The sequence below is a fragment of the Streptosporangium sp. H13245 genome (assembly GCF_055690525.1).
Genome location: NZ_JBSZKT010000022.1, coordinates 42,833 through 57,743, shown reverse-complemented (window position 1 = coordinate 57,743; position 14,911 = coordinate 42,833). Strand labels below are relative to the sequence as shown.

12 protein-coding genes are annotated in these 14,911 nt (G+C 72.1%); 9 read left to right on the top strand and 3 right to left on the bottom strand.

What is annotated here, in order from left to right; all coding sequences use genetic code 11:
• Window positions 1-140: 140 nt before the first annotated feature.
• From ACW9TB_RS25995 to ACW9TB_RS25985, 3 genes are all read left to right on the top strand, one after another.
• Window positions 141-968 (top strand): SAM-dependent methyltransferase, encoded by an 828-nt coding sequence (locus ACW9TB_RS25995; protein WP_472750674.1) that lies wholly within the window; start codon window positions 141-143, stop codon window positions 966-968.
• Window positions 969-1,306: 338 nt separating this feature from the next.
• Window positions 1,307-1,834 carry a hypothetical protein gene (locus ACW9TB_RS25990; RefSeq protein ID WP_472750673.1) on the top strand — a complete coding sequence of 176 codons (528 nt, stop codon included), beginning with the start codon at window positions 1,307-1,309 and terminating at the stop codon, window positions 1,832-1,834.
• Window positions 1,835-2,316: 482 nt separating this feature from the next.
• On the top strand, window positions 2,317-2,646 hold the full coding sequence (locus ACW9TB_RS25985) for a hypothetical protein (RefSeq protein ID WP_472750672.1): 330 nt from the start codon (window positions 2,317-2,319) through the stop codon (window positions 2,644-2,646).
• A gap of 230 nt (window positions 2,647-2,876) precedes the next feature.
• On the opposite strand, the gene ACW9TB_RS25980 is transcribed toward ACW9TB_RS25985, so the two are convergent.
• The gene (locus ACW9TB_RS25980; RefSeq protein WP_472750671.1) at window positions 2,877-3,605 is read right to left on the bottom strand and encodes a CRISPR-associated endoribonuclease Cas6; all 729 of its coding nucleotides are present in this window, start codon (window positions 3,603-3,605) and stop codon (window positions 2,877-2,879) included.
• A 237-nt stretch (window positions 3,606-3,842) separates the two neighbouring features.
• On the opposite strand from ACW9TB_RS25980, the gene ACW9TB_RS25975 reads away from it, so the two are divergent.
• From ACW9TB_RS25975 to ACW9TB_RS25950, 6 genes are read left to right on the top strand one after another with little or no spacing between them, the layout of a single operon-like run.
• Window positions 3,843-4,997, top strand: a complete 1,155-nt coding sequence (locus ACW9TB_RS25975) for a hypothetical protein (protein ID WP_472750670.1) — start codon at window positions 3,843-3,845, stop codon at window positions 4,995-4,997.
• Window positions 4,982-6,643 (top strand): Cas10/Cmr2 second palm domain-containing protein, encoded by a 1,662-nt coding sequence (locus tag ACW9TB_RS25970; protein ID WP_472750669.1) that lies wholly within the window; start codon window positions 4,982-4,984, stop codon window positions 6,641-6,643. Before ACW9TB_RS25975 ends, ACW9TB_RS25970 begins: the two co-directional genes overlap by 16 nt.
• On the top strand, window positions 6,640-9,372 hold the full coding sequence (locus ACW9TB_RS25965) for an RAMP superfamily CRISPR-associated protein (RefSeq protein WP_472750668.1): 2,733 nt from the start codon (window positions 6,640-6,642) through the stop codon (window positions 9,370-9,372). The genes ACW9TB_RS25970 and ACW9TB_RS25965 overlap by 4 nt, the downstream gene beginning before the upstream one ends.
• On the top strand, window positions 9,369-10,985 hold the full coding sequence (locus ACW9TB_RS25960; protein ID WP_472750667.1) for an RAMP superfamily CRISPR-associated protein: 1,617 nt from the start codon (window positions 9,369-9,371) through the stop codon (window positions 10,983-10,985). The genes ACW9TB_RS25965 and ACW9TB_RS25960 overlap by 4 nt, the downstream gene beginning before the upstream one ends.
• Window positions 10,982-11,602: a type III-D CRISPR-associated protein Csx19 gene (gene csx19 / locus ACW9TB_RS25955; protein WP_472750666.1), complete on the top strand. Its 621-nt coding sequence runs from the start codon at window positions 10,982-10,984 to the stop codon at window positions 11,600-11,602. Before ACW9TB_RS25960 ends, csx19 begins: the two co-directional genes overlap by 4 nt.
• The gene (locus tag ACW9TB_RS25950) at window positions 11,599-13,902 is read left to right on the top strand and encodes a TIGR03986 family type III CRISPR-associated RAMP protein (RefSeq protein ID WP_472750665.1); all 2,304 of its coding nucleotides are present in this window, start codon (window positions 11,599-11,601) and stop codon (window positions 13,900-13,902) included. The genes csx19 and ACW9TB_RS25950 overlap by 4 nt, the downstream gene beginning before the upstream one ends.
• An 11-nt stretch (window positions 13,903-13,913) precedes the next feature.
• On the opposite strand, the gene ACW9TB_RS25945 is transcribed toward ACW9TB_RS25950, so the two are convergent.
• Together ACW9TB_RS25945 and ACW9TB_RS25940 are read right to left on the bottom strand one after the other, a co-directional pair.
• Complete coding sequence (locus ACW9TB_RS25945) at window positions 13,914-14,282, bottom strand: VOC family protein (RefSeq protein ID WP_472750664.1); 369 nt, start codon at window positions 14,280-14,282, stop codon at window positions 13,914-13,916.
• A gap of 9 nt (window positions 14,283-14,291) precedes the next feature.
• A complete protein-coding gene (locus ACW9TB_RS25940) occupies window positions 14,292-14,864 on the bottom strand; it encodes a dienelactone hydrolase family protein (RefSeq protein ID WP_472750663.1) in 573 nt (190 codons plus the stop codon).
• Window positions 14,865-14,911 lie beyond the last annotated feature (47 nt).

The following is a 14,911-nucleotide window of genomic DNA, read 5'->3' as shown; positions in this document are numbered from 1 at the left end:
GTCCCGGGATTTCCAAGAAATGTCGCGGGTGGGTGACCGTGCGGTCCCACACGGCCGCATGCTCCCAGGCAGGCGCGTCTTTCATGGAGCTTTCCCGCCATGGAGTTTCACGCAGACCGCCCCTGAGAGACAGGTTGGTTATGGCCCGTCAGGAAAAGCTCTCGCCCGAGGTGATCGGCGAGATGTACAACCAGCTCACCGATTCCCGCGCCGACGCGTTCGGCGGCAACCTCCACGTCGGCTACTGGACGGACGACTACGACGAGGCGTCCGTCGCCCAGGCGACGGACCACCTCACCGACCTGGTCGCCGAGCGCCTGGAGGTCGTTCCCGGCGAACGCGTCCTGGACGTGGGCTCGGGCACCGGCAGGCCCGCCGTACGCATCGCGGTGGCGCGCGACGTCCACGTCACCGGGGTCACCCTGAGCGAGTCCCAGGTACGGCTGGCCGAGGCCCGCCCCGAGGCGGGCCAGGGGCAGGGACACGCCGACTTCCAGCTCGCCGACGCGATGTGGCTCCCCTTCGACGACGCCTCCTTCGACGCCGCGTACGCCATCGAGTCCCTCGCCCACATGGAGAACCCGGCCGCGGCCCTCGGTGAGATCGCCCGGGTGCTGCGCCCCGGCGGGCGGTTCGTGGTGGGGGAGTGGTGCCTGCTCGGCCCCCTCGCCGCCGACGACGCCGCGGACCTGGAGACCTTCTCCCGCGCCTTCGACGTCCACTTCCTGCCCACCGTCGACGAGTTCTACGAGGAAATGGACCGCGCCGGGCTGAAAATCGAGATATTTCACGACATATGGGCAAATATCAGCCGATCTCTTCAGCTTGTGGGCGACATTCTCCCGGCCTCCGCCATCCGGCTCGGGGGTGAGATCGCCGGGCAGCTCACCGCCTGCGGGGAGATATACCGGCGCTTCGGGGAGATCCCCCAGATCGGCTACGCCCTGTTCACCGCGGTCCGCCACTGAAGGCGTCCCGATCTCCGGTGCGGTGCACCGCTGTCTCGGCGGCCGTATCGTTCTCGAAAGCGCTCATGGTATGACATATGCGTCAACGGGCCACAAAGGATTCCGTGCAACCTGTCAAGGTCCTTTTCCGCATTGGCTCCCATGCCCCTGAAATCATTCTGCGATCCTCTGTGACGGCCGGGCTGATCTGGGCGAACGGTAGTGGTCCCATTCGGCGTGACTCTTCGCGAATTAAACGATGTCAAGCGTTCCGCAACCGGTGTGAAAGCAAGGTCCCGTATCAATGGGCCACTGCCGGGGGGAGGCATGAACATCGGAAGGTCAAGGAGAGGAAGTCGATGAACAAGCACGGGGTCGAGAAGGATGATCGGCGGCGTGAAAACCGTCCGGGAAAGCGTCTTCTCGCAAAAGTACTGGGCGTCACCATGATTCCGGTGGCCGCGCTCGCCCTTGTGGCGACGCCCGCCGAGGCCAGGCAGGAGTGCGGCTCAACGTCCCTGTACAACATCTGCCTGACGATCACCAAGATTAACAACGACCGGTACGAGGTCACCCTCGGCCTGGACTACCGGGCCGTCACCCTGGCACAGGCTCAGGCCATGGTGAACCGCCCGGTGGCGGGCTGGCTGTACGGTGCCGACTGGTTCGACGACGAGCTCATCGTGTTCACCAACGCGCAGGCGTCCAAGGGGGCTTCGCAGGAGAGCGGATACAGCGTCGAGTGGACGAGGTTCACGAATCGTGCGCTCCTCGACGAGGACGACGACGACCGTGACGAGCTCTTCGGCCGGATACAGCTGCCCCGCCCCACGGGATCGGGGACGATAACGCTGGATACTCCGGAATACTGGGGCAACTTCCTGTAGCCGGGGTTTTCGCGGCGCATCAGGTTCAGGTTCACGTCGGGAGCCGCGCTGAATCCGAGGTCCCGCGGTAACGCGGAGGCTGGACGGTCCGAGGGCACCACCCAGGTGTCTCCCGGACCGTCCATGCTTTTTTCTTCCCACCCTGCGAAAGGCCGATGATCGACGGTCACCCCGGTTTTCAGGTCGGCCGCGCGCCTGCCGGAAATGTCATCCGGCTTTCCTGGCTTCTCTTGAAATACGCCCCCTTCGGCTTTGGGCGCGTCAGGCGAAACCTGATCCGTGGAACCGGACGCCTCATGCGAAACCCGACCCGTGGCGAACCGTGCCCGGCGGCGTCGTGGCACCCGCGCTCACCGCCGTCAATCACCCCGGTCAACCGGGCCCGGGGCCGCCGGAAAAAATTTTTCGGCATCCAAGCCATCCGCCAGGCCCGCGGTGACGAATTCCCGGGATATGCCCTCAACCGGACGAAGGGATTTGGCTTGATTCCGTCGTATGGCACGCCGGTGAACGACCGGCTGAACGCGGCCACCTGGCGGCCCGCCGCCGTCACCGCCCTGCAGCGCCTGCGCGTCGAGTTGCACGCCCACCGCATCTATCCGGCGATCTCCTACGACGAGGGCCACCCTCGCCTCGTGGTCAGCGCCGAGCTGACCGTATGGGCCGACCGCGCCGGGACTGTCTTCCGCTGGGGTGCCTCCTACCAGGAGGAGCCCGCCGACCACGCTTCGGTGGACGACCTGACGCGGGTCGCGGCCAGGATCGCCGAACGACTCGGTGAACACCACGCGAAGCCGGTGAACCCGCCCTGAGTACCGCGTCGGACCGGTGAACCCGCCCTGAGCAGCGCGTCGGGCCGGTGGACCCACCTTGAGCACCAGCGTCGGCGCGAGGAGTGCGCTTCCTCGCGCCGACGCGCCTGGCTGACACGCCTGGCTCTCGCCCTGGCTCCCGCGAGAGGCGGTGCGGCCGAGGACCGCTCGCGGGACCGGACGCGACCGGGCGACACCCCGGGCACGGCACCGCCGAACAGGACGACCGCCTATGCCGTCACCCAGCCGAAGCCCGCCGCGTTCGCCTGTCCCAGGCCCCAGCTCCAGATCGCCTGGAGCGTCTCCGGCGGCCCGGTCAGCTCCACCTCGACCGGCGCCCCGGGCTTCGCGCCCTGGCCCACCGCGAAGGAACGCTTGGACCCCACCCAGGAGATCTCCGTCAGCGACACCTCCGGGTCCAGCCCCAGTGTCTCGGCCTTCCGGCGCAGGTTGCGCTGGAAGAACACCGGGAACTCCGGGTCCGTCGGCAGCAGCCAGGACTGGCGGGTGGTCCGCCGCCCCGACTCGTCGCGGCCGGTTCCCTTCATCACCACCGGCGTACTCGTCCGGAACCGGCCCCGCCCCGGCTCGAACCCCGGGGGCTCCACCGCCACGACGTTCAGCACCCGGAAGGCCACGCCGCCCCAGTCCAGCAGCTCCCGCCGCTTGATCCCCTGCGCCAGCACGGCCACCACGTCGAAGAGCGGGCTGCCCAGCTCCACCCAGCCCCGCCCACCGGCCGCGTACGCTCCCCGCCGCCTCTCCGCCTGCGGGAACACCGGCGCCCCATGCCCCAGCGGCACCATGCCGTACGGCCCCGCTCCGTGGTTGTGCAGCTGCCGCCCGAGCGCCGGAGCCTCCCGGGCGAGCACGTCGTACACCAGCGACCGCCCCGGCGCCAGCACCTTCGCCCACGCGAGCTCGGTGGCCGCCGTGGCGACCTCGATCCGCAACCTCACCTTTTCCCTCCCGCCCTGGTTCGTCTCTCATCTACTACAGATGGACGACGGCTTTTCCGACGCGTTCGCGCGGCCCGGGCGATCGACGGGCGGCCGGGGGCGATGGCTCGTGACCCTGGGCGGGAAGCCTGGGCCGACCCGCGTTCCTCGTCGCCCCCGCAGGGGTTCCACCTGCTGTTTTTCCGTCGTCCATCTGTATTAGGTGAAGGCGGAAGAAGAACAGGGAGGGCGGGCGGGGTGAAGGGGCTGTGGGAGGGCGTCTCTCGGTGGATGGTGGCGGCGGTGGCCGGGGTGGCGGCGGCGGTGGCCGCCGGGACCGTACCGGATGTGATCAAGGGCTGGCTGGGTGACCAGCGGCTGCTCCTGACCGTGCTGTGCGTGGTCGCGGCCGCGATGTTCGCCGGTATCAACCTGTGGCAGCAGCGCAGCAAGGGCGTGGGCATCGTCATCGCCCTGCCGCGAGCGAACTGGCGGGCGCCGTGGAGCGCCCAGTGGATCGGCGCGGCCACCGACCACGCCCGGCGCAACCACGACTCCTGCTTCGCCGTACGGCGTGACGTCGAGGTGGCGGGACCGGGGGCGGACGCGGCCGAGCGGGCGGCGGCGCGGGAGGCCCGCAGGGACACCCTGGACCTGGCCTACGAGCTGGTGACCGCGCGGCTGACCGAGCTGTCGGAGGCCGACCCCTCCACGCCGGTGTCGCTCTACGTCAACGCCGCGCTGCCCGACGCCTTCGAGCTGGGTACGCGGTTCAAGTTCAACGTGCAGCGGGAGTTGCGGGGAGTCAGCGCCAGCCTGGGGGAGCGGGCGGGGGAAGCGGAGGCGGACATCGCTCCCGTACTGCCGCAGCGTTCGGAGAGCGGCCGGTCCGACTTCTTCACGGCGGTACGGATCAGCGGGCGGCTGAAGGAGCCGCTGAGCCCGGCGGAGGCCGTACGGGCGGCGCGGCTGGCCACGGTGGTCGAGGAGCCGGAGTTCGAGGCGGCGGAGGAGGGGCGGGCGGTCGCCCTGGTGGTGCATCTGTCGGACAACCCGATGATGGTCGCCCAGGCGCTGCGGGCGGCGGGTGACGGCTGCGCGGACACCGAAGGACGCCGGGAGCGGTGCCGGGCGGCCCTCGTCGTCGACGGGGGATCGGCCAACCTTCCCGAGGCGGCCGTCGACTTCGAGCTGGTCATCCGGCATGTCTACGCCGCGTGGCGGACGTGGGTGACGGCCAGGCCGCAGTACGCCGCCCTGAGCCCCCGGTTGTTCATCGCGGCTCCGGCCAGCGTCGCCTTCGCGCTGGGCTGGCTGCTCGGCCACACGGTGAAAGCCATCCCGCATCCCTACGAGACCGGCTCACACGAGGGCGGTACGGACGAGGCGGGAGAGCCATGTACGTCGTCATGATCGGTACGGCGGGCAACCAGCGCTACATCTTCTCCTCGGGAAAGCGGCAGGAGATCGTCGGGGCGTCCGACCTGATCGCCAGGGTGGACGGGATCTGGGCCGACGAAGCCCTGGAGAAGGTGTTCCGCGGTTTCGTGAAGAGCGGGTGGCGTGTCGAGAGCCACGACGCCGAGCTTCTGGTCGCGGGCGCGGGCGGGATCACCGTCCTGGTCAGGGAGCGGGAGGCCGGGCGGCGGCTGGTGACGGAGCTGACCCGGCGCGCGCTGAAGGAGGCGCCGGGGCTGGACGTCTGCGGTGTCGTGGTCGGGTACGTCCCGGGTGAGCTGGCCGACGCGATCGGGAGGGCGCGGACGGAGCTGGCGGCCGTACGGGAGGCCAGGCCGGGACCGCAGGCGCGGTTCCCGAGGCTGCCGCTGGTCGAGGACTGCGCGTCGAGCGGGCTGCCCGCCACGGCGATCCACTTCGAGGGGAGGGGAGGGCCCGCACAGCCGAGGTCGGCGGCGGCGATGGCGAAGCTGGCCGCCTACCGGCCCGCCCTCGACCGGCTGGCGCTGGTGAAGGGCGCCCCCGCGGCTCGGCGAGCCGCGGATGTCCCGGCAGGCCGACAAGCCGAGGACGCCGGTGGTGACCGGCGGGTGAAGGACGCTCACACCGGCCGACGGGCCATGCGGGGGATCGTCGACGAGCTCGGCCTGAACGCCGAGTGGGTCGCGGTGGTGCACGCCGACGGCAATGGGCTCGGCGAGCTTTTCCAGAAGACGAGCGAGTCGTACCGGGGCGAGGGCGACCGCGCCTACGCGGACGCGCTGCGGGCGTTCTCCCTCGGGGTGGACCGCTGCGGGAAAGGGGCGTTCCGCGAGGCGCTGCGCCGTACCGCGGAGGAACTGGGAGAGGACGATCCACTGCCCGTCCTGCCGCTGGTGCTCGGTGGCGACGACCTGACCGTGGTGTGCGCGGGCGAGGTGGCGTTGCCCTTCACCCGGCACTACCTGGAGGCGTTCGAGAAGGAGACGGCGAACGACTCCCTGCTCCGGCCGATGCTGGAGAAAGGCGGTCGCGCGAGTCTGGGGGCGGGCGCCGGTGTGGCGATCGTCAAGCGCAACTACCCCTTCCACTTCGCGTACGAGCTGGCCGAGAAGCTGACCGAGGTCGAGGCGAAGGAGGTCAAGGCCTGGGGCTCCGCGCTCGCGTTCGTCGTGCTGTTCGAGAGCGCGGCCCCCGACCTGAGGCGGATCCGCGCGTCGGTCACCCTGTCGGGCGGTTCGGGAGGATCCGCCTCGCCGTACCTGGTGGGGGAGGGCAGCGGCGACGTCCGGGCCCGGGGGCGGCGCTGGGCGGACCTGGAACGGCGGATCGGGGCGCTGAGCCGTTGTGAGCCCGGCTCTGAGGAACCGCTCATTCCCCGGGGCGCCGCCCACGACCTCCGCGAGGGGGTGTGCCTGGGCGAGGAGGTCGCCGCGTCCCGGTTCGGCCTGCTGCTGCGGCGGTTCGAGGGGGACCCGGAGCGCAGGGGGGCGCTCATGGAGCTGACGGAGGAGGGCGCGCTGCTGTGGGAGGACCGCGTCCACGGAACGAGGAAGGTGACGGGCCTGCTGGACGCGATGACGGCGCAGCGGTTCCTGAAGGCGAAGGAGGCGGTGAGATGAACGAGGCCGGGAGTTTCGCGATCTCACTGTTCATGGTCAGCGACTGGCGGGTGGGCACCGGGGCGGGCATTCAGGGGTATGCTGACCGGCTCGTCCAGCGAGACGGAGAGGCGGCGAGCCGACCTGTCCTTCCCGAGGAGGGGAACGGTCCCCAGGGCGGACGCGACACCGAAGGTGGGAGCGGTCCTCAGGGTGGGATCGGCGCGGGGGACGATCCCCAAGGCGGGCGCGACACCGAGGACGGGAGCGGTCCTCAGGGGGGAAGCGGCGCAGGGAACGGTCCCCAGGGCGGGCGCGACACCGAAGGTGGGAGCGGTCCTCAGGGTGGGAGCGGGGACGAGGGCCGTGCCGCCGGGACTGTCCGGCAGGACGGTCTGGACGGTACGAAGGCGTCTCCCGCTCCCGCCGCGCCGATCGTGCCCGCCAAGACGCTGGTCGGGGTCTGGCGCGACTCCTGCGAGCTGGCGGCGCACGCCTTGGACAGCGGTCCCGGCGGGGTGTGGCACGACTGGGTGGGCTTCCTGTTCGGCGGCAGGTTCGCCGGGAGTGCGCCCCGGCCCGCCGCGCTGGTCGTCGAGGGCCCCCTGCGGCTTCCCGTGAGACTCGCCCGGCTCCTGCGGGCGAGGCCGCAGGTCGCCTGGGCCGCGACGTTCCGCAAGCCGGGGGTGGCGATCGACCCCCGCACCGGTACCGCCAGGGCGGGGATGCTGCGGTTCGAGGAGATGGCCCGCGCGGGGGTCACGCTGACGGGCCGGGCGCGGATCGAGGGCTTCGCGGAGCTGGACCGGGACCAGCGGGACGTCGCCGTGGCGCTGCTGGGGGCGGGGGCGCGGCTGCTGGAGGGCATCGGGGGCAAGCGCCGCCGGGGATCGGGGCGGTGCAGGATGACCGTCGAAGGGGCCGGGTTCGGCCCCGTCTGGACGATGCCGCCCCCCGATCGGGTGGTGGCACCCCCGTCGGGCCCGGCGTACGCGGTCGCGGACCGGCCCGTTCCCGCGCCCCGGCCGGCGCGGGCGGGCTGGGAGCGCGCGGAGCTGGTCATCACGGTGGAGGAGGCCGTTCTCGCCGCGGCGACCGTCCTGGGCAACGTCGTGAAGGGCGCGGAGCACATTCCTGGCTGGTGCCTGATGCCGGAGGTGGCCCGGCGGCTCGGCGGCGCCGCGCACGCCCTGGTCCGTACGGGGGACCTGCTGGTCACGGCCGCCACCCCGGAGTCGGCCGGGGGCGTTCGTACGTTGCCGGTGCCCAGGGTCCTCGTCCACGAGAAGGGGAGGCCGGGCGTGGTGACCGGGAACCGGATGGCCGGAGCCGTGTCGTCCGGCAAGCCGTACCGGGGCGGATACGTCGTGCCGGACGGTGAGGACGTGCACGAGGTCGTCGATCCTCCGTCCATGCTGCGCATGCACAACAGCATCCGGGACGACGTCCAGCGGCCCACCCGGGACGTCGGCGGTGTCTACGTCTACCGGGCACTGGCCGCCGGGACGGTGCTCCGCGCCGAGGTGCGCGTCAGGGCGGGCGTGCTGGAGGAGGGCTGGGAGAGGAGGCTGAACGGGCGCTGGCGGGTCGGCCGGTCCTCCAAGGACGACTACGGGCAGGTGAGGGTCGTGGCCCGGCCGGTCGCCGACGGGCGGCGAGCGGAGGCGGGAAGCGGTCTGCTGCGGGTCTGGCTGCTGTCGGACCTGCTGGTCCGTGACCTGAGATTGCGGCCCAGTACGGAGGTCGGCGACGTGGGGCGGGCACTGGAACAGGCCCTGGTCAGGGCGGGCGCCACCGGGGTGAGCCTCACCCCGGTGACCGGACGCCGGGACGGACGGGTCGGCGTCGCGCTGGGCGTCCACCGGACGGAGAGCTGGCATCGCGGCTGGGGCCTGCCCCGCCCTACCCTGTACGGCCTGGCCGCCGGGAGCTGCCTGACCTTCGAGGTGACCGGCGGGCCCATCGCCCCGGACGTCCTGGCCGAGGTCCGGGCCGCGGGGGTGGGGGAGCGCAGGGCCGAGGGGTTCGGGCAGGTGGAGCTGGACCACGACCTCCTGCTGCGGCCCGTCGGGCCCTCGGAGCCGTACGGACTCTCGCCCTCGGCCGCTGTCCCGACGGTCATCGCTCCGACGGCCGTCGCCTCGGTAACCGGTGCCCCGCCGGACGACGTGCTCACCGTCACGCCTACCGGAACGCACGAGCCCGCACTCCTCATGCCGGGCGAGGGCGGTTACGACACCGCGAGGCTCTTCGAGCGCGCCGCCTGGCGGGCCGAGATCCATCGGGCCTGCGAACGGATCAGAGGAGACCGGGAGAGGCGGTCGCTGGTCATTCCCGCCGGGGTGCCCGGCACGCAGCTCAACGCGCTGCGGGAGATCGTCGGGGAACTGCCACGGGGACGTGCCGAGGGCCGTCTGCTGTGGCTCACCAGAAACAGGGCGGGCCGCCCCGACTGGCCTCCGGCGGCGGTGTCGCGGCTGCGGGACCTGCTCACCACTCCCGATCCGATCTGGGAACTGCTCGCCCTGCCGGAGGAGAGCCTCGTCGTGACCGGGGACGGAGCCGCGATCCTGCGGGCCGAACTCCACGACGAGGCGGTACGGGTCCTGGTCGGCGCCTGCCTGGCCGCGCACAGCCGTGACGAGGCGGCGGGCCGTCGTACCGCGGACGGTGACACGGGCGGTGACGGTCGTGACAGGACCGCGCGAAACGGCGGGGCCGTCGCGGCGGGCGTGAGGAGCGAGGGATGACCACCAGGGTGGGACGGCACATGACCGGCAGGCTCCGGGCGCGCGGCTGGCTGCGTACCGAGTCGCCGCTGCACGTCGGCGGTCTCGGCCACGATCCTTCCGAGCCGCTGCCGATCGCCCTGGACGGGCTGGGCCGCCTCTACGTCCCCGGCACCACGCTGGCCGGGGTCCTGCGAAACTGGTCGCGCGGCGCCGACGCGGACTCCCCGCTCCTCGACGACCTGTGGGGTTTCCTTCCCGAAGGGCCCAAGGGGCCCGGGGAAACCAGGGAAGGCGGCGCCAGCCGAGTGATCGTCGCCGACGCGGTGGTCACGACCGACCACCGCCTGGACGAGCACGGGCTGCCCGCCAGTCCCCTCGACCCCGGGGCCCTGGAGTTCCGGCAGTCGGTGGGCATCGACCGGGTGACGGGCACGGCGGCGCAGGAGTTCCTGTACGGCAGGACCGTGGTGCCCGCGGGCTGCTACCTCCGGCTGGAGATCGACGTCGAGTCGCGCCCGGAGGACGACGCGGCCGTCGACGAGGCCCGGATGGGGGCGTTGCTCGCCGCGTTGAGCGCGGGGGAGGTGCGCGTCGGCGCGGCGACGGGCCGGGGGCTGGGAGCGGTACGGCTGCTCGACGACCCGTTCGAGCTGGTCGCGGACCGGTTCGACTCCCCGGCCGCTCTGATGGCCGTGCTGCGCGGCGACCCGGCCAGGGCCCGGACGACCGCGTCGTTGCGGTCCGCCGACGCGGGGCTTCCGCGCCGCCGGGAGGTTCTCGACGTCCGCGTCACGTGGACTCCTCGCGCTCCGGTGATGGTCAGGTCCGGTTCGAGGGGCCTGGTCGTCGACATGTTGCCGCTCACCACGCGTGTCGACCGCCGTCACCTCACGCTGGTCCTGCCCGGCGGGTCCATCAAGGGCGCGTTGCGCGGCCACGCCGAGCTGGTGGAACGCACCGCGCGGAACGTCGGCGCGCGGTCGGCCGAGACGGCCGCGTCCGCCGTCGAGCACAGCGCCGCGTTCCGGGCACAGCTCGACCAGCTGCGTGTCGTACGGGCACTGTTCGGTTCCGCCCGCGACGACGCCGGGGACCGGTGGGCGGGGGCGTTGCGGGCGGAGGAGTGCACCGCCCTGCTGACCGTTCCCGACGCCCTCTGGGAGTCGGCCACCGGCGGGGGCCTGGAGGAAGAGGGGCGGTCGCCCGCCCTGGCCGACTCCGTACGCGACCGGCTGGAGGACCTGGGCATGACGCGGGCCGACCACGTCGCGCTCGACCGGTGGACCGGCGGGGCGGCCGACGGAAGGCTGTTCAGCGTGCTGGAGCCGCACGCGGTGGAGTGGGAGCCCATCCGGCTCTCGGTCGACCTCACCCGGCTGGGCGCCGAGCGGAACACCGGCCTCGCCCTGCTGCTCCTCACCCTCCGGGACCTGGCGGACGGGCGGATCCCGCTCGGTGCCCTGGTCAACCGGGGATTCGGCGACGTCGACGTCACCGAGATCACCCTGACCGGAGGCCCGTGGCCGGAGCCGGTCACGCTGCCCCGGGCGATGAGCGGGCCGGAGATCTCGCCCGTCACCCGGGCCTGGGCCGACTACCTGGCGAACTCTCACAAGAAAGGAGCGAGATGACCGTCCTGTACGGTGCCGCGGCCACCGGGGTCACGCTGGCGGACGCGCTGGAGGCGGCCGGGGTCGCGGGGGGATGCGCCCTGCTGACCGCGCCCTCGGCGTACCACGTGGCCCGCGTCGAGGGGCGCGGCTGTGTCACCCCGACCGGCCCCGTCGACCTGTCCGTCGTGTACGAGGCGCGGGTCTTCACCCCGGAGGTGGAGCTGCGCTGGGTGGAGGCCGGGTACGCGGTGGTGCTCACCGAGGACGGGAGCCTGCTGCCCGCGTCCTTCGGTGAACCGGTGGATCCCCTGAATGCCGGGACGACGCTGGAGGCCCGCTACCTCGTCTGGGGCAAGGTCACCGCGCCGCCCCCCGCTTCCACCGCGCCTTCCGCCTCGTCGGCCCGCGCGCCTGCCCCCGCCGCGCCGGTCGCCGCGTCCGGGCCCGGCTGGGTCACGCTCCGCTCCGCCCGGATCGGCGCCGTCACCGTGCCCATGACGACCCATGCCCCCCAGGACCGGGTGCGGCTGGCCGCCCGCGAGTACGTCGTCGCGGACAGGACCCACGGCAACGCCTACGTCGCCGAGGAACGCCTGATCGGCTTCGAACCCTACGCGCCGGAGGAGGTCGCGTGACGGGAGGAGATCGCTCGATGGGCGGCGCCACGAAGTTCCTGAACCCCTACACGTTCGTCCCGGCGTTTCCCCGGGACGACCTGCCCGAGCCGCTGCGCGACGGTTCCCCGCCCGCCCGCGACCGGTTGCGCCCCGGCTGCTGGACCGGCCGGGTCGGTGTCACGCTCACCGTCGAGACGCCGTTGCTGCTCCTGGACACGACGCGGGGGACGCCCCCGGCCGACGGCAAGGACGGTCACCTGGTCTATCCCGTCCGGCTCAGGGACGGACGGCCGCACCTGCCCGCAACCTCGGTCAAGGGCATGCTGCGCGCCGCGTACGAGACCGTCACCAACTCCCGGTTCGGTGTTTTCGACAGGCACGACACCCCGCTGGGCTTCCGCCGCAGCGCCGACTACGCCCTGGGCATGGTCCCCGTCCTCGTCGGGGCGGGCGGGGTGCTGTACCGGTTCCAGCAGGCGACGCTTGAGATGTACGACCCGAAGACCGGTGAGAGCCTCTTTCCCCGTCAGGGCCAGGAGGCTCCCCGGCATCTGGAACGGCTCCAGGCACTGGTCAGGAGCGAACGGGGAAAGGCGACCACCGTGGGCAGGTTCGTCCGCAAGGGTGCCACCGAGAAACTGATCCCGGGGAACGGGGAGCGGCTGGTGGAGGGGATCGCCTACGTCACCGGCCCCAACATCGAAGGCAAATCCTCAGAACGCCTGTTCTACGTGGAATCGGGCAGGGAACTCGTGAAACTTCCGCTGGCCAGGCCGTGGAGCGAGCTGGAGAAGCAGTGGAACGACCTGATCCGCGACTACGGAAACACGCACGACGGCGCGGAACTGCACGAGCGGCGGCGCCCGGACGGCTCCGTCGCCGGGCCGGGGGAGCGCGTCGGCGCCGGTCCGGGACAGCTCGCCTGGAGTCCCCACCTGTACGACGAGACCTGGAAGAGGCTCAAGGGGGGCATGCTCTGCTACGCCCGTCTCGACGGGGGACGCGTCGACCGGCTCTACCCGGTCCTGGTGCCGAGGGACCTCTACCCCGCCTCCCCGTCGGAGCTGCTGCACCACTCGCTGGCCCCCGCGCCCTCCTACGACAGGCTCTCCCCCGCCGACCGGGTGTTCGGCTGGGTCGCTCCCCCCAACGGCTCCGGCGTACGTCCCGCCGCCTATCGCGGCAGGGTGCGCGTCGGTCCCGTCACCTGTGAGCAGGACGCGGAGCGGGCCGTGGAGCGGTTCGGCGGCGACGGACTGCCGCTCGCGATCCTGGGCGGGCCCAAGCCCCAGCAGGGGCGCTTCTATCTCGCGGAGTCCCCGGCCAGAACCGACCTGCCGGTCAGGGACGGGACGCCCAGGGAGAAGCTGTACCAGCCCGGTCAGGGACTTCGCGGCCGGAAGGCGTACTGGCATCACGCCGGGCTGGACCGGAGCCAGCACTGGAGCGAGGGCCAGGGGAAACTCGATCCCGCGCAGGTCCGCGTCAGCGGCCACTACCGCGAGTACCGCCGCTCCCGCACCTCGCCCGGTGACGGCGGAGCCCCGGACCCTGACGGGAGGCGCTATCTGACGGCGGCCCCCGAGCAGCGCGACACGCAGAACCGCTCGATCGGCGGCTGGGTGCGCCGCGAGACGACCTTCCGGTTCACCGTGGAGGTCCGCGACCTCGACGACCACGAGCTGGGAGCGCTCGCCTGGCTGCTCACCCTGCCGCCGGGGCACTTCCACCGGCTCGGTTTCGGCCGGCCTCTCGGGTTCGGCAGCGTGCGGCTCGACGTCGACGAGGCGAACACCGAACTGCACTCCGGAGCGGAGTACGCGGCGTACTACCGCGACCTTTCCGGCGCCCTCCCGGACACGGACGCGACGAAGGTCCTGGACGGCGCGCGGGAGACGTTCGCCCGCATGGTGGAGAGCACGCCCGCCCTGACCGTGGTCCGCGACGCGGTGCTGGCCGTGTCGCGCGGCAATCCGGAACTCCCGGTGCACTATCCCCGCACCCGGCCGGAGTGGCTGGACGGCGACGTTCCCGCGCCGCCGGATCCGCGGGGCAGGAACTACGAGTGGTTCGCCGAGAACGAGAGGCAGCAGAGCGGGAGGATCGCGCCGGGGCGGGGGCGCTCGCTGCCCGGTCCGGTGCTCCCCGCCGAGCCGCTCACCGTCTACCCACCCCGAAACGGTTCCCCACCCCGAAACGCTTCCCCATCACGAAACGCTTCTCCGCCCCGGAACGGGTCCCCGTCGTGGAAGGGAGACGGGAACGGCGGCGGCCGGAAACCGCCTCCCGCCTCCCCTCGCCGGGGGCGTGACCGGTAAGCACGGTCGGATCAGCAGACGTCGAACTCGTTGCCCTCGGGGTCGGCCATGGTGACGTGATGGCCGGACTCGGCGAGCACGCTCACGCCGAGCGCGCACAACCGGCCGACCTCGTCGCGGATCCGCCGCCACCGCTCGTCCGGCGAGCCGTCGCCGGAGACGTTCAGGTCGAGGTGCATGCGGTTCTTGCCGGTCTTCGGTTCGGGCACCTCGATCAGGGCCAGGTGCGGGCCCCGGCCGCGCGGATCGGCGAGCCAGGCGAACCCGCGCCCGGGGTCCCCATCGGGCGACCGGTCGACGTACCCCAGGGCACCGGTCCAGAAGGCGGCCAGGCGCGGAGCGTTCGCGCAGTCCAGGGCCACCTCGACGACGACGTCCACCGCGCTCCGTCACCGTCCCCTGAGGAAGGTCAGCGTGTGCCGCAGCAGCAGCCCCGCGGCTTCCGGGTCGTAGGACGGCAGCGAGCTGTCGGCGAAGTAGTGCTGGTCGCCGGGGTACAGGCACAGCTCGGCGTCGGGAGCCTCCGCGACGAGCGCGTAGGCCGCCTCGACGTCACCCTCGCCGTGGAAGATGGGGTCCTTGTCCATGGCGTGGATCCGCACCGGGACCTCGGCGGGCCAGGGCCCGAAGTAGGAGGGCGGGACGCAGGAGTGGACGAGCACGGCACCGCGGGCGCCCGGCCGCGTCTGGGCCAGTTTCTGCGCGCTCAGCACGCCGAGGGAGAACCCGAGGAAGACGACCTCGGCCGGTAGGTCCGCGACGGCCCGCGCGCCGCGATCGAGGATCTCCTCGAAACCGGCCTGTTCCGAGTACGCCAGGCCGGCCTCCAACGTGTCGAAGGTCCGCCCCTCGTACAGGTCGGGCGTGTGCACGGTATGTCCCTCTGCCCTGAGCTCCTCGGCGAAGCCGATGACGCCCGGGGTGAGGCCCTGGGCGTGATGGAAGACGACCACCTCGGCCATCGCGGCCACCTCCGTCTGATATGGATGTAAATATGATCCATGAGACT

Bases quoted from the DNA above. Each gene is read 5' to 3' on its own strand.
- ACW9TB_RS25995 (WP_472750674.1), top strand. From the start codon at position 141: ATGGCCCGTCAGGAAAAGCTCTCGCCCGAGGTGATCGGCGAGATGTAC.
- ACW9TB_RS25990 (WP_472750673.1), top strand. From the start codon at position 1,307: ATGAACAAGCACGGGGTCGAGAAGGATGATCGGCGGCGTGAAAACCGT.
- ACW9TB_RS25970 (WP_472750669.1), top strand. From the start codon at position 4,982: ATGTACGTCGTCATGATCGGTACGGCGGGCAACCAGCGCTACATCTTC.
- ACW9TB_RS25965 (WP_472750668.1), top strand. From the start codon at position 6,640: ATGAACGAGGCCGGGAGTTTCGCGATCTCACTGTTCATGGTCAGCGAC.
- ACW9TB_RS25960 (WP_472750667.1), top strand. From the start codon at position 9,369: ATGACCACCAGGGTGGGACGGCACATGACCGGCAGGCTCCGGGCGCGC.
- csx19 (WP_472750666.1), top strand. From the start codon at position 10,982: ATGACCGTCCTGTACGGTGCCGCGGCCACCGGGGTCACGCTGGCGGAC.
- ACW9TB_RS25940 (WP_472750663.1), bottom strand. From the start codon at position 14,864: ATGGCCGAGGTGGTCGTCTTCCATCACGCCCAGGGCCTCACCCCGGGC.